Origin of the sequence: Stenotrophomonas rhizophila, from assembly GCF_003651185.1 — a bacterium.
Lineage (GTDB): Bacteria > Pseudomonadota > Gammaproteobacteria > Xanthomonadales > Xanthomonadaceae > Stenotrophomonas > Stenotrophomonas maltophilia_Z.
The window spans coordinates 154,031-171,029 of sequence record NZ_RCDC01000004.1; the positions used below are offsets into that span (position 1 = coordinate 154,031).

Genomic DNA, 16,999 nt, shown 5'->3' on the forward strand with positions numbered 1-16,999 from the left:
ATCCAGTGCAGCCGGGTTCTGAAACCAGCTATCGGCCGGTCCGGGCGGAACTGAAGCACGTTTTTTCGTCAGTGGCCGCCACGGTACGTACCGGGCGCAGACAGCGCTTTGTTCTGTGACGTATGTCTCAGGCTGCGACGTCGTCGATGACCGGGGCCTGGCCCATGTCGGCGCTGTCGAGCAGGGTTTCGATATCCAGCAGGATCAGCATGCGATCGTCCTGGGTGCCGATGCCGGAGATGAAGCGGGTATCGACGGCGGCGCCGAACTCGGGCGTCGGGCGGATCTGATCGGCAGCCAGCGGGATGACGTCGGAGACGCTGTCGACGACGATGCCGACGACGCGGTCTTCGACGTTGAGCACGATCATGACGGTGAAGGCGTCGTAGGTGGCATTTTCCAGGCGCAGCTTGAGGCGCAGGTCGATGACGGGGACGATGGTGCCGCGCAGGTTGATGACGCCTTTGATGTAGTCCGGGGCATCGGGGACGCGGGTGACGGAGTCGTAGCCGCGGATTTCCTGGACTTTGAGGATGTCCACGCCGTAGTGCTCGGCGCCGAGGGTGAAGCTGAGGTATTCGCCGCCGTCGCTGGCGGCGTTGGTATTCTTGTCGTTCATCGAGGGGTCCTGGGTCGGGCGTGGCGGTCGAATAACCGGGGGTCACGCTGGATATCGGCCTGGCCGGGGGCGACTTTAGGGTGCTTGGCGAGAGCAACGGCGTTGGCGGTGCTGCGTTCGGCGGCTGGGCTGGTGTGGGTGGGGGCGTGTCCCGCCAACCCACCCGCGCCGACCCAGTCACGCAGCATCAAACCGCCGAGCAGTTGAGGCAGCCATCAACTCTCCCCATTCTTCCTCGCACTGCGCTGCCGGTCGATGCGGAAGATGTAGCGCTGGATCGCGCTGTCGCCACCGCGCGGGAGGTCGTCGAAGCGCATGCCGATGCGCTTCATCTCGACACCGTTGGGCAGCTTGACCGCCAACTGGTTGCAGACGATCAGCGAGACATGCAGCGGGCTGCCGTCGGGGAGGTCGAGCTGGGCGGCGTAGCGTTTCTGCAGGGAGAATACGTTGCAGTCCACCGGCACCGTGACGGCCAGGCCGCCGCCGCTGATGTCCACCACGCGCAACTGCAGGATCTCACTGCGGTCTTCGTTGATCGGGAACTGCAGGTGGGGCGAATCGGTGATCGGCGTTTCCAGCCGGTACAGTTCGCGGCGCTGCAGGTGCACCAGCTCGTCGGGGAAGGGCACGCGGAAAGCAACATGCCCTTCGTTGCGAACGCGTTCCAGGCCATCCAGGCGGAAGCGCACCATCACCCGGTCCAGCTGGGCGAAGCAGAGCAGGTGGCCGGCGTCTTCGGCGGCGCGGTTGGCGGGCTCGGACGGGCTGCCGTCCAGCAGCAGCCAATCGTCGTCTTCGTCCAGTTCCAGCACCGCGGTGGGGAAGGATTGATCGCGGCCGCCCAGATGGGCGTTGATCAACGAACGCTGGTCGATCAGCGCCTGCAGCAACTGCCGGATCTGGCGGGGATTGCGGACCAGGTACCTGTCATCCGTGCCGTCGTCGTGCGCGGCATGGGATCGGTCGTGTGCGTCGAGGCTGCCTTCGGACATGGAATCTGCTGAGTTGGGCGGGTGCTGGCATGCGTAGATGCCGGGGCTCAGTCCGTTTATCGGCAGTAGTTCACATTTATGTAGGGGAATTGTGCGGCTGTGGCGTGGCATGGCACCGGCGAAACGACGACACCCCGCCGGAGCGGGGTGTCGAAGGTCGATCGATCACGTGCCGAACGCGATCAGAATTCCTGCCACTCGGTATCGTTGGCCAGGGCCGGTTCACGGCTCATGACACGGCGGGGCGCGGCCACCACGCTGCGCGGCTTGGCCGGTGCCGCAGCGCGCGGCGGGGCGGGTGCGCGGATGACGGCTGCGGGTGCTGCGTGCGCCTGGCCCTCCAGCTTGAACAGCGCGACCGCATCGGTCAGATGGCCGGCCTGTTCTTCCATCGCACGGGCAGCGGCGGTGGCTTCCTCCACCAGCGCGGCGTTCTGCTGGGTGGTCTCATCCATCTGCACCACGGTCTGGTTGACCTGCTCGATGCCGGCGGACTGCTCCTGCGAGGCCGCGGAGATCTCGGCCATGATGTCGGTCACGCGCTGCACCGAGGCGACGATCTCGCCCATGGTGGCGCCGGCCTGGTTGACCAGTTGCGAGCCTTCGGCGACCTTGCCGACCGATTCGTCGATCAGGCCCTTGATCTCCTTGGCCGCGCCGGCCGAGCGCTGGGCCAGGGTGCGCACTTCGGAGGCGACGACCGCGAACCCACGACCCTGCTCACCGGCACGGGCGGCTTCCACCGCGGCGTTCAGCGCCAGGATGTTGGTCTGGAAGGCGATGCCGTCGATCACGGTGATGATGTCGGCGATGCGGCGCGAGGAGGCGTCGATTTCGTGCATGGTGCTGACCACGCGGCCCACCACGTCACCGCCCTGCGAGGCGACCGAGTGCGCGCCGATGGCAAGCTGGTTGGCCTGACGGGCGTGTTCGGCGTTCTGGCGCACGGTGGAGGTCAGTTCCTCCATCGAAGCCGCGGTTTCTTCCAGATTGGCGGCCTGCTGCTCGGTACGGCGCGACAGATCGTTGTTGCCCGAGGCGATCTCGCCGGCCGCGGTGCTGATGCTGGAGGACGCCTGCTGGATGCGGCCGACGATCTGGGTCAGCTGGGCAACGGTGGTGTTGGCGTCGTCGCGCATCGAGGCGAACACGCCGTGGAACTCGCCCTGCATGCGCGCGGTGAGGTCGCCGTTGGCGATGGACTGCAGCAGGTGCGAGAGCTGGGACAGATTGCCATCGGCGACCTGCATCATCGTGTTGAGGTGCTCGATCATGACCCGGAAGTCGTGGTCGAAGCGCGTCGCATCGCCACGCTGGGTGAAGTCACCTGCAGCAGCGGCCTGGGCCAGCGACTGGATCTGGGTGTTGATCGCCAACAGGCTGGCCTTGGCCGCATCCATTGATTCGTGCAGGATAGCGCGGGTGCCGGGCAGGCGGCGGGCGTTCGGCGAGAGGTCGCCGGCGGCGTACTGGTTCAGGACGTTGATCGCGTCCTTGATTGAATCCAGGTGCTCGAAGATCACCGTGTTGATGCCAGCGGCCAGCTGGCCATACACGCCCGGGAAATCTTCCGGAATACGGTGGCTGATGTCCGGGCCGGCGTGCATTTCCACCATCTGCTGGGTCTGCTCGGAGAAGCGGCGCAGCATCACGGTCATGTCGCGGGTGGCGGTCAGCATCTTGCCGGCTTCATCCTTGCTGGTGGCCTGGATGTTGACCGACAGATCGCCACGGGCGACCGACTGGATGGCGTGCACGGCCTGGCCGAGCGGGCGGGTGATGGCGCGCGAGATCACGACGCCCATCACGGCAGCCAGCAGCGACAGCAGCACGATGCAGCCGAGGATCGCGTAGACGCTGTTCTGGTGCGTGGCGTTGGCGCTCTCGATGCGGCTGGCCATCACGCCGTTGCTGAACTCACCCAGGTCCTTGAGCGCGGCGAACAGCGCACGGCGCGCCGGGCGCGACTGTTCATCGGAAATCTGCTGGGCAGTGACGCCGTCGCCAGCGGCGATGGCATCCTTGATCAGGCCGTTGGCCTTGAAGTAATCGGCGGTGCGGGCGGCAACCACTTCGTACAACTGACGTTCCTTGTCGCCGGCCGGCAGCAGCGCGTAGGCGGCCAGCTCGGCGTTGACGATCTTGCCGGTGTCGGCCATGCGCTTGTCGTAGTCGGCGACCGACTCCGGCTTGTCCAGCACGGTCAGCTGGGCCATTTCGTAGGTGCGGAACTCGCCGAGCTGCGCACGCACTTCGCCCAGGTGCTGCACGGAGGGAATGTCGTTGGTGCTCATCGCGCGCAGCTGGGCGTTGGCTTCGCCCAGGCGGAGCAGGGCGAAGCTGCCCAGGGCCAGTGTCATCAACGTGGTGAGGGTGAAGCCTACCGCCAGCTTGCGGGCGATGGGCAGGTCGTGGAACCACTTCATGATTGGAACTCCGGGCAGGGCAGTGACGCACAGCCGTGGGGTGCTGGGCGGAATCAGCGGGGATGGGAGAGAGTGGAGCGGAGGAGCGCGACGGTTGCCGTAGTCGCTACTTCGGATAGCGGCGCTGATCGACCGCAACTTGATAGTGCTGCGTCACATTTTTTTCACGTTCGCCATCACGGTTCAGCGGGCGGCGATGGTTGCTGTTGCAAGGGTTTGAGCGGGCTGGTCCGTACGCAAGCGGACGGCAGGAGGGGAGGCTCGCTGCCATCGTCCGCTGATGGAGTTCACAGTTCAACGCACCGTGATCACCGACGCCCACGCACGCCCACAAACGAACGCCGCCGCTCCCGGGGGAGCGGCGGCGTCGGGGACAGCATGCTGGAGGCGCGTTATGCGGCCTGTGGCACCTTGAGCGACCGCACCAGGCCGCCGATGTCGACGATCAGCGCGACCCGGCCGTCGCCGAGGATGGTCGCACCGGAAACCCCGCTGATACGGCGGTAGTTGTTCTCGATGTTCTTGACCACGACCTGCTGCTGGCCGACCAGTTCGTCTACTTCCAGCGCGATCTTCTGGCCGTCGCCCTCGACGACCACCACCAGCGGATCGTCCATGGCACGGCCACCGTAGCCGTAGTACTCGCTGAGCGAGAGGATCGGCAGGTATTCGCCACGCACCCGCAGCACCCGGCCTTCGCCGGCCATGGTGCGTACATCGTCGGCCTGCGGTTGCAGGGCTTCGAGCACATAGGCCAGGGGAAGGATCAACGTTTCGCCGGCCACCGAGACGGTCATGCCATCCAGGATCGCCAACGTCAGCGGCAGGCGGATCAGCACGCGGGTGCCGTTGCCGGCCTGGCTTTCCAGCTGTACTTCGCCACCCAGCGCCTGGATGTTGCGGCGGACCACATCCATGCCGACGCCACGACCGGACAGATCCGTGACGGCATCAGCGGTGGAGAAGCCCGGCTGGAAGATGAGATCCCAGACCTGCGCGTCGGTGGGGTTGTCCGGCACGCTCAGGCCGCGTTCGAGCGCCTTGGACAGGATCTTGTCGCGGTTCAGGCCACGGCCGTCATCGCTGACTTCGATCACGATGTGGCCGCCCTGATGCGAGGCCGCCAACGTGATCGTACCGGTTTCGTCCTTGCCCGCTTCGCGACGCACGTCCGGCATTTCCAGGCCGTGGTCGATCGAGTTGCGGACCAGGTGCACGAGCGGATCGGCGATCTTCTCGATCAGGCCCTTGTCCAGCTCGGTGCCTTCGCCGATGGTGCGCAGGCGCACGTGCTTGCCCAGGCGCGAGGACAGATCGCGGACCAGGCGCGGGAAGCGCCGGAAGACCGCGTCCACCGGCAGCATGCGCACGCCGATGACCGCTTCCTGCAGATCGCGGGTATTGCGTTCCAGCAGATCCAGGCCGGTCAGCAGCTGCTCGGCCTGCGCCGGATCCAGCGCGTGCGAGACCTGCTTGAGCATGGCCTGGGTGATGACCAGTTCGCCGACCAGATTGATCAGCGCATCGACCTTGTCCACGCTGACGCGGATCGAGGTCTCGGCTTCATGGGCGGCGGCGGGCGGTGCGGCCGCAGCCGTGGGGGCGACGACGGCGGGTTTGGCCTCGACCGGCGCGCTGGTGGCCAGGCTCGGCGGTGCGGCCGGACGGATGTCCAGTTCGCAGTCGTCCACGACCCAGGCGAAGGTATCTTCGATCTTGCTGCGCGGTACCTTGCCGACCAGGCCGAGGTCCCACGCCAGGTGCGCTTCGAGCGGATCGAGCTGGTCGAAGCCGGGCAGGCGATCCAGGCGTGCGGCGACCTGCAGCGAGCCCAGGTGCTCGAGCTCGCGGATGATGCGCAGCGGGTCGTTGCCGCTCATGAACAGCGACGGCGCCGGCACGAAACCGATCTGCCACGCCTCCGGGGTGTCATCGACCTTGGCGGCGGCGACCGGTGCCGCAGCAGCGGCCTGGCCGGACAGCACCGCTTCCAGGCGCGCCTTGACCTCGGCGACCGCGTGCGGATCTGCGGCCTGGCCGTGTTCGGCTTCGCGCAGCAGGGCGCGCAGCACGTCCACCGACGCCAGCATCGCATCAACCGCGGCCGGCTCCAGCGCCCGCTTGCCGGCACGCAGTTCGTCCAGCAGCGTTTCCAGTACGTGGGTCAACGCGGCGATCGCGTCGAAGCCGAAGGTGCCGGCGCCGCCCTTGATCGAATGCGCGGCACGGAACACCGAGTTGATGATCTCCGGGTCCTGCTGGCCCGATTCGAGCGCCAGCAGGCCAGCTTCCATCGCATCCAGCCCCTCGCGGCTTTCTTCGAAGAAGGTGGCGTGGAAACGTTGCAGATCCATGCTCATGGTGCGGGGTGTCCAGGTGCGAGGGGAGGGAAGGGTGAAGCGGGATCAGCCCAGGACTTTCTGGACGGTGGCGACCAGCTGTTCCGGGTTGAACGGCTTGACCAGCCAGCCGGTCGCGCCGGCGGCCTTGCCTTCGGACTTCTTGTCCGCGGCCGATTCGGTGGTCAGCATCAGCATCGGCGTGAACTTGTAGTCCGGCAGCTGGCGCAGCTCACGGATCAGCGCGATGCCATCCATGTTGGGCATGTTGACGTCGGTGACCACCGCGTTGAAGCGTTGGCCCTTGGCACGACCGAGGGCGACCGCGCCGTCTTCGGCTTCCTCGACGGAAAAGCCGGCCGAGGTGAGGGCGAAAGAGACCATCTGGCGCATCGACGCCGAATCGTCCACCACCAAGATACGTGCGCTCATGCAGCGTTCTCCACAGATTTCAGGTTGTCATGGGGTGCATCCAGGCCGAGGGCCTGGGTGACGCCGAGCAGACGCGCGGCATCACGGAAGGTTGCGGTGCAACCGTGGAATCCGGTGGGATGCCCGGCCTTGCGGCGGGCCTCGACGAATGCGCACAGCACCTGCACCGAGGCGGTATGGATACGGCCGACCTGGCTGGCATCCAGCGTCAGATCGCCGGCCTGATCCACCAGGGGGGCCAAACGTGTTTTCAGCTCGGTGCTGGTCTCGATGCCGAGATCATCACCCAGGGCCACAGTGCTCATCATTGCTCCGGACAAACGGTTCCGAGGTCTATAACGGCAATAACCCGGGAAGCTTTAGCCGTTCCGGCGGTCAGTTCAGCAGCTGCGTCGCATCCAGCAGGATCATCGGCTGGGCGCCACCGCGGGCCACGCCCCGGAAGAGGTCGTTGGAGATCTGGCAGATGCGGGCGGTATCGGGGGGCTCGATCTGCGAATCGGTGAGGTTGGCGACATCCTCCACGGCCGAGACGCGCAGGCCCATGGTCTCGCCGTTCTCTTCCAGCACCACGATGCGGGTATTGGCGTCGTTACCGGCGGCGCTGCTGCCCAGGTGGATGCCCAGGTCCATCACCGGCACCACCTGGCCGCGCAGGTTCATGATGCCCAGCATTGCCGGCGAGGTGCCGCGCAGCGGCAGCAACGGCACCGGCAGGACCACTTCCTGGACCTTGAGCAGTTCCAGCGCGTAGGCCTGGGCGCCGCAGCGCAGGCGCAGCCAGCGGGAGGTGCGTTCGCTGGCGCGACGGTTCTCGCGCGGGCTGGAGGCCGGGTCACGTGCCTGGCGTTGTAGTTCCTCCCAGCTGCCGGGGCGGCTCTGTGCCAGCGAAGGGCTGCCGGCGCGGACGCTGGTGGCGGCCGGCATCGGCGGCATCGGCGTCATGGAGGGCATCGGCCGGGCGATCGGTGCGCGGGCGCTTGGCACCGCCGCGATCGGTGCCGGGGCGGGGGCTGTTGCGGGCGCGTCGGCACCTGTGGCCACGGGATCTATTTCGTAGACGACCTCGGGCGGCAGGTCGTCCCAGCTGGGGCGGGCTTCGTCCACGGGTGCAGGCATCGCGCCGCTGAGGAGGGGGTCGTTGCGCAGTTCATCGAGCAGGTCGTCGAAGCCCGGCGCGACAGCAATTGATTCAGCCGCCGAAGCTGCTTCGGTGACGCCCACGTCGACGGTGGCAGACCCGGCGTCCACTGCTTCGATGGCTTCGGTTGCGGCGAGAGCATCCACCACCTCGGCCACTGCGACCGGCACCGGCGCCTCTGTCGGCGCCGGCATCGCGTCGCCGAGCAGCTGCTCCAGGTAGTCGTCCAGGACGCCGGCGGTGTTCATGCCGCGCGCTCCATCTGCTGCGCATCGTCGGCCAGGATCCATTCCAGGGCGCGGCGGTAGGCGGCCAGGCCACGCCCGGGGTAGTCCTCCGATTGCGGTGGCACGGTGAGGCTGGCGGCGTTGCAGATCCGGGTGTCGACCGGGATCGCGTCTTCCCAGACGCGGTGGCCGTGCTTGTCCTGCATCAGCTTGACGGTTTCGTTGCCAGCGCGGGTGCGGCGGTCGAACAGGGTCGGCAGGATCGACATCGGCAGCGGGCGGCGGCGCGAGCGCTCGACCATTTCGCCGGTGCGGACCATCCCATCCAGGCCGTGCAGGGCCAGCGGCTCGGCCTGGGTGGGGATGATCAGGCGGTCGGCTGCGGCCAGTGCGTTGATCATCAACAGGCCCAGGGTGGGCGCGCAGTCGAGCAGGATGTAATCGTGCTGTCCCTGATGGCGGCCCAACGCATTCTGCAGGGCCAGGCCGAGGCCGGGCTGGTTCGCGCTGCGGCGCTCCAGCGTGGCCAGCGCGGCCTGCGCGCAGACGTAGTCCAGGCCCGGGATGTCGCTGTGGTGGGCGAGGGTGGAAAGCTCGGCCGGTGGCGCGGCGAACAGTTCCAGCACGCCCTGCGGCGGTGGATCCAGCGGCACGCCGAAGGCGCGGGTCAGCGACGAATGCGGATCCAGATCGATCAACAGCACGCGGTGGCCCTGCGTAGCCAAGCCGCGGCCGAGCGCGAGCGTTGTGGTGGTCTTGCCCACCCCGCCTTTCTGATTGGCAACAGCCCAGATACGCATGCGGTTCACTCCTTCATTGCGGGCGGAACGGCGGCGCCAACGCGGCTGCCGGCCGGCACCGGTGGCAACTGCACCGGTGCGATGGGGGTAACAGGGGTGCTGGCGGCCGGTGCCTTGGCCGCATCGGCGGCGTCGGCATCGGCGCTGAGCCGGTCGGTGATCGGATCGATGCTCTGCGCGGTATCGGCCAGGATGATCACCATCACCCGCCGGTTGCGGTTGCGGCCTTCGGCGCTGGCATTGTCTTCGCGCGGGCGGAATTGGCCATAGCCAACCATCGCCAGCCGTGCCGGCTGCAGGCCCTGATCGGCGAACAGGTGCACCACGCTGGCCGCGCGCCCAGCCGACAGCTCCCAGTTGGAGGGGAACAGCGAGGTGGCGATCGGGATGTTGTCGGTGTGGCCTTCCACGCGCACGCCGTTGGGTGCATCACGCAGCACTACGGCCAGCTTGGAGAGGGTGTCGCGCGCGTGCACATCCAACGTGGCCGAGCCGGTCGGGAACAGGATGTCGCTGTTGATCTCCACTTCGATCCACAGCTCTGTGCGACGCACGGTGATCATGCCGCGTTCGATCAGCGGCGCCAGCGTGGCGGTGAGCTTGTCGGCGATGCCGTTGAGCTGACGCTCGGCGCGCTGCAGCTGTTCCTGGTTGCGGATCGAGACCGGCATGCGCATCTGCGAGGCCATCGCCGGCAGCAGGGTCGGGTCGTTGCTGGGGGCGGGGGCGGAGGGGCCGATCTTGGTCCCGGCCCTGATCACCGAGGGGCTGTCCCAGCCGCCCCCCTGGACCTGCTGGTTGCCGACCTGCACCGGGTTGATGGTGCGCGGCGCGCCACCGAAGGCGGTGGTCAGCGCGTCGGCCATGATCCGGTATTTGCCCTCGTTGAGCGAGGAGATGGCGTACATCACCACGAAGAAGGCGAGCAGCAGCGTCATGAGGTCGGCGTAAGGGATCGCCCAGGCCTCATGGTTGGCATGTTCTTCGTGGTGCTTGCGGCGGGCCATGTCAGTGCAGGAACCCGGACAGGTTGGTTTCGATGTTGCGCGGGTTCTCACCCTGGGCGATGGAAATCAGCCCTTCGATGATCATTTCGCGGTCGCGGCTGTTGTGGTGGATCACGCTCTTGAGCTTGGCCGAGACCGGCAGGAACAGCAGGTTGGCCGAGGCGATGCCGTAGATGGTGGCGGTGAACGCCGCCGCGATGCCGTGGCCGAGCTTGCTCGGGTCGGCAAGATTCTTCATCACCGCGATCAGGCCGAGCACCGCGCCGATGATGCCCAGCGTCGGCGCATAGATGCCCATGCCCTCGAACACCTTGGACGCGGCCAGATCCTGGCTTTCCTGGCTGCTCAGCTCGATCTCCATCATGTGCCGGATGGTCTCCGGCTCCACGCCGTCCACCAGCAGCTGCAGCCCCTTGCGCAGGAACGGATCGTCCTGGGCGTCGACCTGCGCTTCCAGACCGAGCAGGCCCTGGCGGCGGGCGATGTTGCTCCACTCCACGATCTGCTGGATCAGGTGGCGGCGGTCGCTGCTCGGCGGCAGGATCACCCACTTCACGATCTTGAAGGCGTGCTTGAACACGGCCGGCGAGGTATGCAGCAGGATCGAGGCGATGGTGCCGACGATGACGATCACGAAGGCGGCCGGCGACCACAGCGACGCCAGACCGGCCCCCTTGAGGATGCTGCCGCCGACCAGTGAGGCCAACGCGAGGAAAAGTCCAATGAGGCTGAGTCTGTCCATGGGTCCGTTATCGGCTTGTGTGAATGGGACTTGAGACGCCGAAGGAATCCAGTGATGCGGCGGTCACACTTTCACGCGGTCAATCGTGGTGGGTACGCAGCCCGTCCACGTCCAGGATCAGCGCCATGCGGCCGTCACCGATGAGGGTGGCGCCGGCATAGCCACGCAACCCGCGCAGGGCTTTCGGAAGCGGCTTGATCACGACTTCCTCGCGGCCGCGCACCTGGTCCACCACCAGGCCGAAGCGGGCTTCACCGGCCTGCAGTACGACGATGGTCAGCAGTGAGGACGGCATCGGCTCGACATCGAGCCAGTGGCGCAGATCGACCAGCGCGAGCGTGTGCGATTTGCGGTCCAGCACGGCGCGGCCGTCGAACCAGCCCAGGGAGGTGTTGGGGGCATGCAGCACCTCCATCACGCGGGCCAGGGGCAGGGCGTAGACGTCTTCGCCGGCCTGCACCAGCAGGGTCGGCAGGATCGCCAGGGTCAGCGGCACGCGGATCATGAAGCGGCTGCCGCGGCCCAGCTCGGATTGGATCTGGATCTGGCCGCTGAGCTCGCGGATGCGGGACTGGACCACGTCCATGCCCACGCCGCGGCCGGAGATGTCGGTGACCTGTTGCTTGGTCGAGAAACCGGGCAGGAACACCAGGTGCAGGCATTCCTCGCTGCTCAGGCGGGCAGCGGCTTCCGGATCGATCAAGCCCTTCTCGCGTGCCTTCTGGCGCAGGCGTTCGGGGTCGATACCCGCGCCGTCGTCCTGCACTTCGATGCTGACGTAGTCGCCTTCCTGCTGCGCGGACAGGCGCACGTGGCCACTGCGCGGCTTGCCCTGGGCCTCGCGCAGGTCCGGCATTTCCACGCCGTGGTCGATCGCGTTGCGGACCAGATGGACCAGAGGATCGGCCAGCGCTTCGACCAGGTTGCGGTCCAGCTCGGTTTCCGCACCGATCAGCTCAAGTTCGACCTCCTTCTTCAGCGAGCGCGCGACATCGCGCGCCACCTTGGGGAAGCGCGAGAACACCTTGCCGACCGGCTGCATGCGGGTGCGCATGACCGCCGACTGCAGGCGGGCGGTGGCGATGTCCAACGTGGAGACCGCACGGTCAAGCTCTTCATCGTGCAGGCGCGCACGCAGGGTCTTGAGCCGGTTGCGTGAGAGCACCAGCTCGCCGATCAGGTTGACGATCGCATCCAGGCGCTTGGTGTCCACGCGCACGGTGTGTTCGGCTTCGGCGACCGGTTTGGCCGGGGCCGGCTTGGCGCCCGGTGCGGCCGGCGCAGCCACGGCGCGCGGTGCAGCCACCGGCGCGGCGGCACCGGCCTTGGCGCCGGGAACAGCGCCACCGTGCAGCTGGTCCAGCAGGGCTTCGAACTCGTCCTCGCCGATCAGGCCGTCATCTTTCTTCGGGGCCGCGATGGCGGTCGGTGCGGCACCGCCATGCAACTGGTCGAGCAGCGCCTCGAACTCATCATCGGTGATCATCTCGCCGCCGCTGGCCGTGGTGGCAGCCGCCGGCGCCGGCGTGGCCGGCCCGCTGACGTCGAACTGGGCGATCAGCTCCGGCGGGGCGTAGCCCGGCTCGGTCCCGGCCGAGACCGAATCCAGCATCGACTGCAGGTAATCCAGCGATTGCTGGGCCGCATCGAAGTGGTGGGCCTGCAGCGTGGCCTGGCCGGAGCGGGCCATGCCGAGGGTTTCCTCGGCGGCGTGGCACAGCTCGACCATCGCCTGGATGCCGAGGAAGCCGGCACCGCCCTTGAGCGTGTGGAAGCCACGGAACACGGCGTTGAGCTGGTCGGCATCCTGGGGCGCCTGCTCCAGCGACACCAGCTGTTCGCCGAGGCGATCCAGGATTTCCTGGGCCTCGAGGATGAAGTCGGCAGCGATATCGTCTGGCACAGCACTCATGATCGTTACAGTCCCAGGTCCGAGAGCAGGTCGTCGGCGTCGTTCTGTGACACCGCATGGCGATCCAGGCCCTTCAGGGCCGGGCCGGCCAGGCCGTTGTTGTCGCGCTTGTTCTCGTCTTCCTGCGGGGGCAGGCCGAGCGCACCGAAGCCCTCATGCACGCGACGCACGATCCCGACCACGCGGCGGATGATCTGCCCGGTCAGGTCCTGGTAGCTCTGGGTCAGCGCGATTTCGGTGAGGTTGTGGCGGATCCGGTCCAGTTGCTGGCCCTGGTCGGGCGTCAACCCGTTGGCGCGCAGCTGTTCGGTGAGCGAGCGACATTCTTCGGCCAGGTCCAGCGTGCGGTGGGTGGCCTGTTCGGTCATCGCCACCACGTGGTCCAGGCGCGCGCAGGCGTCATCCAGCTCGCCGGCTTCGCTGGGCAGGCTGGGCAGTTCGCCCAAGGCCTGGCCGAGCTCGCGGGCCAGGCGGTTCAGGCCGGCCATCATCGGCTGCGTGCGCAGCGCGGCGAGGGCGTCGATTTCCCGGCGCCAACCGGCTTCGTCACCGCTTTCCAGCGCGGCCAGGGCATCCTGCAGGCGCTGCACCAGCGCGGATTTGTCGCTCAGGGTTTCCATCAGGCGCTCGCCGCCAGGCGTTCAAAGATCTTGCCGAGCTTTTCTTCCAGGGTCTGGGCGGTGAACGGCTTGATGATGTACCCGTTCACGCCGGCCTGCGCCGCTTCAATGATCTGCTCGCGCTTGGCTTCCGCGGTCACCATCAGCACCGGGAGCGTCTTGAGCTTGGCGTCGGCACGCACGGCCTTGAGCAGGTCGATGCCGGTCATGACCGGCATGTTCCAGTCGGTGACCACGAAATCGAACGGCTGGCTCTGCAACAGCGCCAGCGCGGCATGCCCGTCCTCGGCTTCGGCCGTATTGGTGAAGCCCAGATCGCCCAGCAGGTTCTTGACGATACGACGCATGGTCGAGAAGTCGTCGACGATCAGGATACGCATGTTCTTGTTCAAAGCACTTTCCTCGATTTCAATGGTTCTCGAGGCCGGCGTCTGCCGCCTCGAAGATCTTCAGCCGGCCCCGCAGGCGCAGCACGGCCTGGCCATGGATCTGGCACACGCGCGATTCGCTGACACCCAACACGGCGCCGATCTCTTTCAGGTTCAGTTCCTGCTCGTAGTACAGCGACAGCACCAGCTGTTCGCGCTCGGGCAGCAGGCCGATCGCGTTGCCCAGCTCACGCCCGAACTCGCCGCGTTCCAGCACCTGCTGCGGGGTCGGGCCGCCCTGGGCGACGGTGTCCAGTTCGCCCTGGTCCTCGATCCGCGATTCCAGGCTCAGCACCTGGCCCCGCGAGGCGTCTTCCATCAGGCGCAGGTAATCCGGCAGCGGCATGTCCATCGCGGCGGCCACTTCGGTGGCGCTGGCGGCACGGCCGGTGCTCTGCTCCAGGCGACGGATGGTCGCGGCGGCATCGCGGGCGCGGCGGTGCACCGAGCGCGGCACCCAGTCGCCACGGCGGATTTCATCGATCATCGAACCGCGGATGCGGATCGAGGCGTAGGTTTCGAACGAGGCGCCCTGGTCGGCGTCGTAGCTGCGCGAGGCCTCGATCAGGCCCATCATGCCGGCCTGGATCAGGTCGTCGACCTCCACGCTGGCTGGCAGACGTGCCGCCAGATGATGGGCGATGCGGCGGACCAGATCCGAGTGCTGGGCAATGCACTCGTTGGCCGCGGTCCGCTGGACTTCTTTGTATTGTGCTGCGCCCTTCATACCGTCACCCCGCGTTGCTTGAGGATGCGTTCCAGGAAGAATTCGACCCCGCCACGCGGCTCGGTCGGGGCCTGCCAGCGGGCGGTGCGGCGCGCGATCTCGGTCAGCGCCAGGGCGGCCGGGCTGGACGGGTAGGCCTTCACCACCGGCTGCTGGCGCTGCACCGACAGGCGCAGCCAGTCATCCTGCGGCACGCAGCCCAGGTAGTTCAGCGAGACATCGGCGAGGAACTTCTCGCAGACGCGGCTCAGCTTTTCGTACAGCACGCGGCCTTCGTTCGGGTCGCGCACCATGTTGGCCACCACCTGGATCCGGTCCACGCCGCGCTCGCGCGAGAGGACCTTGATCAGCGCGTAGGCGTCGGTGATCGAGGCCGGCTCATCGCAGACCACCACCACGGTGTCCTGTGCGGCCTGGCAGAAGGTCAGCACGCCATCGGTGATGCCGGCGGCGGTATCCACGATCATGATGTCCAGCTCGCGCTCGAGCTCGGAGAACACGTTGACCAGGCCGACGTGCTCGGCCGGCTGCAGCTCGGCCATGTGGCGGCGGCCGGAGGCGGCCGGGACCACCAGCACGCCGCCGGGGCCTTCCATGATCACTTCTTCCAGCGTGCAGCGCCCGGCGACGAGGTCGGCCAGGGTCACCTTCGGCTGCAGGCCGAGGATCACGTCGATGTTGGCCAGGCCGAGGTCGGCATCCAGCAGCAGCGTGCGCTTGCCCATGTCTGCCAGCGCCACGGCCAGATTGGCCGAAACGTTCGTTTTGCCCACGCCGCCCTTGCCGCCGGTGACGGCGATGGTGCGGACCGGGCCCAGCGGCTGGCTTCGGGTAGCCGACAACGGGAAGGTCTTGGTCAGCTTGGCGTACTCACGCGACGGCATGGTTCAACTCCGGGTTGCAGGGCATATCGGCCGCGCGGCGCAAATCTTCAAGGCGAAGTACAAGATTGGCCGCACTGGCACGGTGCAGGTCGTCAGGAACGTCCTGGCCATCGGTGACCCAGGTGATCGGCAGGCGGTGATCCACGGCCACCGATAGGGCGGTACCGAAGCGGCCGGTTTCGTCCAGCTTGCTCAGCACCACGCCCTGCGGGTTGGCGGCGCTGAAGCGGCGGACCACCTCGTCCATGTCGCCGAAGCTGGTGTTGGCCGGCAGCACCAGCAGGGTGCGGATCTGCTCGGCGGCACGCAGCCACTGCAGCTGGGCCGCCAGGGCGCGGTCGCGCGGGCCCAGGCCGGCGGTGTCGATCAGGACCAGCTTGTAGTCCTTCAGGCGTTCCAGCAGCTGGTTCAGATCGCTGCCGCTGCTGGCCTCGTGGACGGCGATGCCGAGCTGGCGGCCGAAGCCGTACAGCTGCTCGCGGGCGCCGATGCGGCCGGTATCGGTGGTGACCAGGGCGACATCGCGGGCGGCATGCGCCTCGGCGAAACGCGAGGCCAGCTTGGCGATGGTGGTGGTCTTGCCGGCGCCGGTGGGGCCGACCAGGGCGATCACGCCGCCGGCTTCCAGCGGATCGACCGGGGCGATCGGCAGCTTCTTGGAGAGCAGGCCGAGCATCAGGCCGCGGCCACGGTGGGCCTCGGTATCCAGCGGAATCTGCATGGCCACGTCGCGGCTGATGCCGGCGTCGAAGCCGTATTCGTCCATCAGGTCCAGTGCGGCGGCGCGCACCGGCGAGCCGCGCAGGCGCTCATCGGTGAAGCGGTGCATCTCGCGCTCGATGACATGGCGCATGCCGGCCACTTCATGGCGCAGCTGGCGGATTTCTTCGTCATCGCGCTGGATGACCGTCAGTTCCGGCACGCTGGCCCCGACCGGTGCCGGTTCATTGGCGGCGGCGATGACGGTCTCGGCGATCGGCAGCGGGAGGGCCGGCGGCAGGGCAGCCGCGACGATCGGCAAGGGCGCGAGCGCAGCGGCGACCGGCAGCACGGTCTCGTCCGTCTCCTCCAGTGGCGGATCGATCACGAAGCGGGCGCGGTTGATCGGGGCGGGTGCGGCGATGGCCTCTACCGGTGCGGCAGGCGAGGCGGCGGCGGCCTGCTCGACGTTGAACGGCGCGAAGATCTGCTCCGGCAGCGACGGTTCATTGACGGCAGGGCTGACGCTGGCGCGGGCCAGGGTGGCAGCGAAACCGTCGCTGCCCGGCGGCGGCACGATTTCGTTGGCGGTATCCAGGGTGCGACCGGTCGCGCCGACGGCGGCGCGGGCCAGTGCGGCCACGGCCGAGGTGGTTGCGGCCACCGGCTCGGGCGTGGCGACCGGGGCCTTGCGGCGGGTCACCGCGGCAATCACGGCATCGGCGGCGCTGCGCGGGCGCGGTGCCGGCGGCGCGACGTCCTTGCGGGCCGCTTCCAGCGCACGCTGCACGGCGCTTTCGTCGTAGTTGGCCGCCGCCACGATTTCGACACCTTCGGCGATCCGGCGGTTGGACAGGATCACTGCGTCCGGCCCGTGTTCCTTGCGCACCAGGTTCATGGCCGAGCGCATATCGGAGGCGACGAAGCGTTTGATTTTCATGCTGTGGTACCGGGACTGGGGCGGCGGAGTGGTGGAAGGGAAACGCTGGTTGTCGGTGGTC

16 protein-coding genes are annotated in these 16,999 nt (G+C 67.6%); all 16 read right to left on the reverse strand.

What is annotated here, in order from left to right; genetic code table 11:
- Nucleotides 1-127 precede the first annotated feature (127 nt).
- The 16 genes from BCL79_RS00730 to flhF all read right to left on the reverse strand — a co-directional run bounded on the left by BCL79_RS00730 (nucleotide 128) and on the right by flhF (nucleotide 16,938).
- Entirely contained in the window at nucleotides 128-619 is a 492-nt protein-coding gene (locus BCL79_RS00730; protein ID WP_121036718.1) for a chemotaxis protein CheW, read from the reverse strand.
- Nucleotides 620-834: 215 nt separating this feature from the next.
- Nucleotides 835-1,614 carry a flagellar brake protein gene (locus BCL79_RS00735; protein WP_121036719.1) on the reverse strand — a complete coding sequence of 260 codons (780 nt, stop codon included), beginning with the start codon at nucleotides 1,612-1,614 and terminating at the stop codon, nucleotides 835-837.
- Between the two features lie 182 nt (nucleotides 1,615-1,796).
- Nucleotides 1,797-4,040, reverse strand: coding sequence for a methyl-accepting chemotaxis protein (locus tag BCL79_RS00740; RefSeq protein ID WP_121036720.1), 2,244 nt, complete (start codon nucleotides 4,038-4,040; stop codon nucleotides 1,797-1,799).
- A gap of 392 nt (nucleotides 4,041-4,432) precedes the next feature.
- Nucleotides 4,433-6,400, reverse strand: a complete 1,968-nt coding sequence (locus BCL79_RS00745; RefSeq protein WP_121036721.1) for a chemotaxis protein CheA — start codon at nucleotides 6,398-6,400, stop codon at nucleotides 4,433-4,435.
- Between the two features lie 45 nt (nucleotides 6,401-6,445).
- The gene (locus tag BCL79_RS00750; RefSeq protein ID WP_088435039.1) at nucleotides 6,446-6,811 is read right to left on the reverse strand and encodes a response regulator; all 366 of its coding nucleotides are present in this window, start codon (nucleotides 6,809-6,811) and stop codon (nucleotides 6,446-6,448) included.
- A complete protein-coding gene (locus BCL79_RS00755) occupies nucleotides 6,808-7,116 on the reverse strand; it encodes an STAS domain-containing protein (protein ID WP_121036722.1) in 309 nt (102 codons plus the stop codon). The genes BCL79_RS00750 and BCL79_RS00755 overlap by 4 nt, the downstream gene beginning before the upstream one ends.
- Nucleotides 7,117-7,186: 70 nt before the next feature.
- Nucleotides 7,187-8,200 carry a chemotaxis protein CheW gene (locus tag BCL79_RS00760; RefSeq protein ID WP_121036723.1) on the reverse strand — a complete coding sequence of 338 codons (1,014 nt, stop codon included), beginning with the start codon at nucleotides 8,198-8,200 and terminating at the stop codon, nucleotides 7,187-7,189.
- A complete protein-coding gene (locus tag BCL79_RS00765) occupies nucleotides 8,197-8,979 on the reverse strand; it encodes a ParA family protein (protein ID WP_088435041.1) in 783 nt (260 codons plus the stop codon). The genes BCL79_RS00760 and BCL79_RS00765 overlap by 4 nt, the downstream gene beginning before the upstream one ends.
- A 5-nt stretch (nucleotides 8,980-8,984) precedes the next feature.
- A complete protein-coding gene (gene motD, locus BCL79_RS00770) occupies nucleotides 8,985-9,986 on the reverse strand; it encodes a flagellar motor protein MotD (protein WP_121036724.1) in 1,002 nt (333 codons plus the stop codon).
- Between the two features lies 1 nt (nucleotide 9,987).
- Nucleotides 9,988-10,728, reverse strand: coding sequence for a flagellar motor protein (locus BCL79_RS00775; protein ID WP_121036725.1), 741 nt, complete (start codon nucleotides 10,726-10,728; stop codon nucleotides 9,988-9,990).
- 79 nt (nucleotides 10,729-10,807) lie between these two features.
- Entirely contained in the window at nucleotides 10,808-12,640 is a 1,833-nt protein-coding gene (locus tag BCL79_RS00780) for a chemotaxis protein CheA (protein ID WP_121036726.1), read from the reverse strand.
- Between the two features lie 5 nt (nucleotides 12,641-12,645).
- A complete protein-coding gene (locus BCL79_RS00785) occupies nucleotides 12,646-13,260 on the reverse strand; it encodes a protein phosphatase CheZ (protein WP_121036727.1) in 615 nt (204 codons plus the stop codon).
- Nucleotides 13,260-13,652 carry a chemotaxis response regulator CheY gene (cheY, locus tag BCL79_RS00790; RefSeq protein ID WP_179459007.1) on the reverse strand — a complete coding sequence of 131 codons (393 nt, stop codon included), beginning with the start codon at nucleotides 13,650-13,652 and terminating at the stop codon, nucleotides 13,260-13,262. Before cheY ends, BCL79_RS00785 begins: the two co-directional genes overlap by 1 nt.
- A 16-nt stretch (nucleotides 13,653-13,668) precedes the next feature.
- Complete coding sequence (locus BCL79_RS00795; protein ID WP_019182907.1) at nucleotides 13,669-14,415, reverse strand: RNA polymerase sigma factor FliA; 747 nt, start codon at nucleotides 14,413-14,415, stop codon at nucleotides 13,669-13,671.
- On the reverse strand, nucleotides 14,412-15,299 hold the full coding sequence (locus tag BCL79_RS00800) for a MinD/ParA family ATP-binding protein (protein ID WP_019182906.1): 888 nt from the start codon (nucleotides 15,297-15,299) through the stop codon (nucleotides 14,412-14,414). Before BCL79_RS00800 ends, BCL79_RS00795 begins: the two co-directional genes overlap by 4 nt.
- Nucleotides 15,286-16,938, reverse strand: coding sequence for a flagellar biosynthesis protein FlhF (gene flhF / locus BCL79_RS00805; protein WP_121041038.1), 1,653 nt, complete (start codon nucleotides 16,936-16,938; stop codon nucleotides 15,286-15,288). The genes BCL79_RS00800 and flhF overlap by 14 nt, the downstream gene beginning before the upstream one ends.
- Nucleotides 16,939-16,999 lie beyond the last annotated feature (61 nt).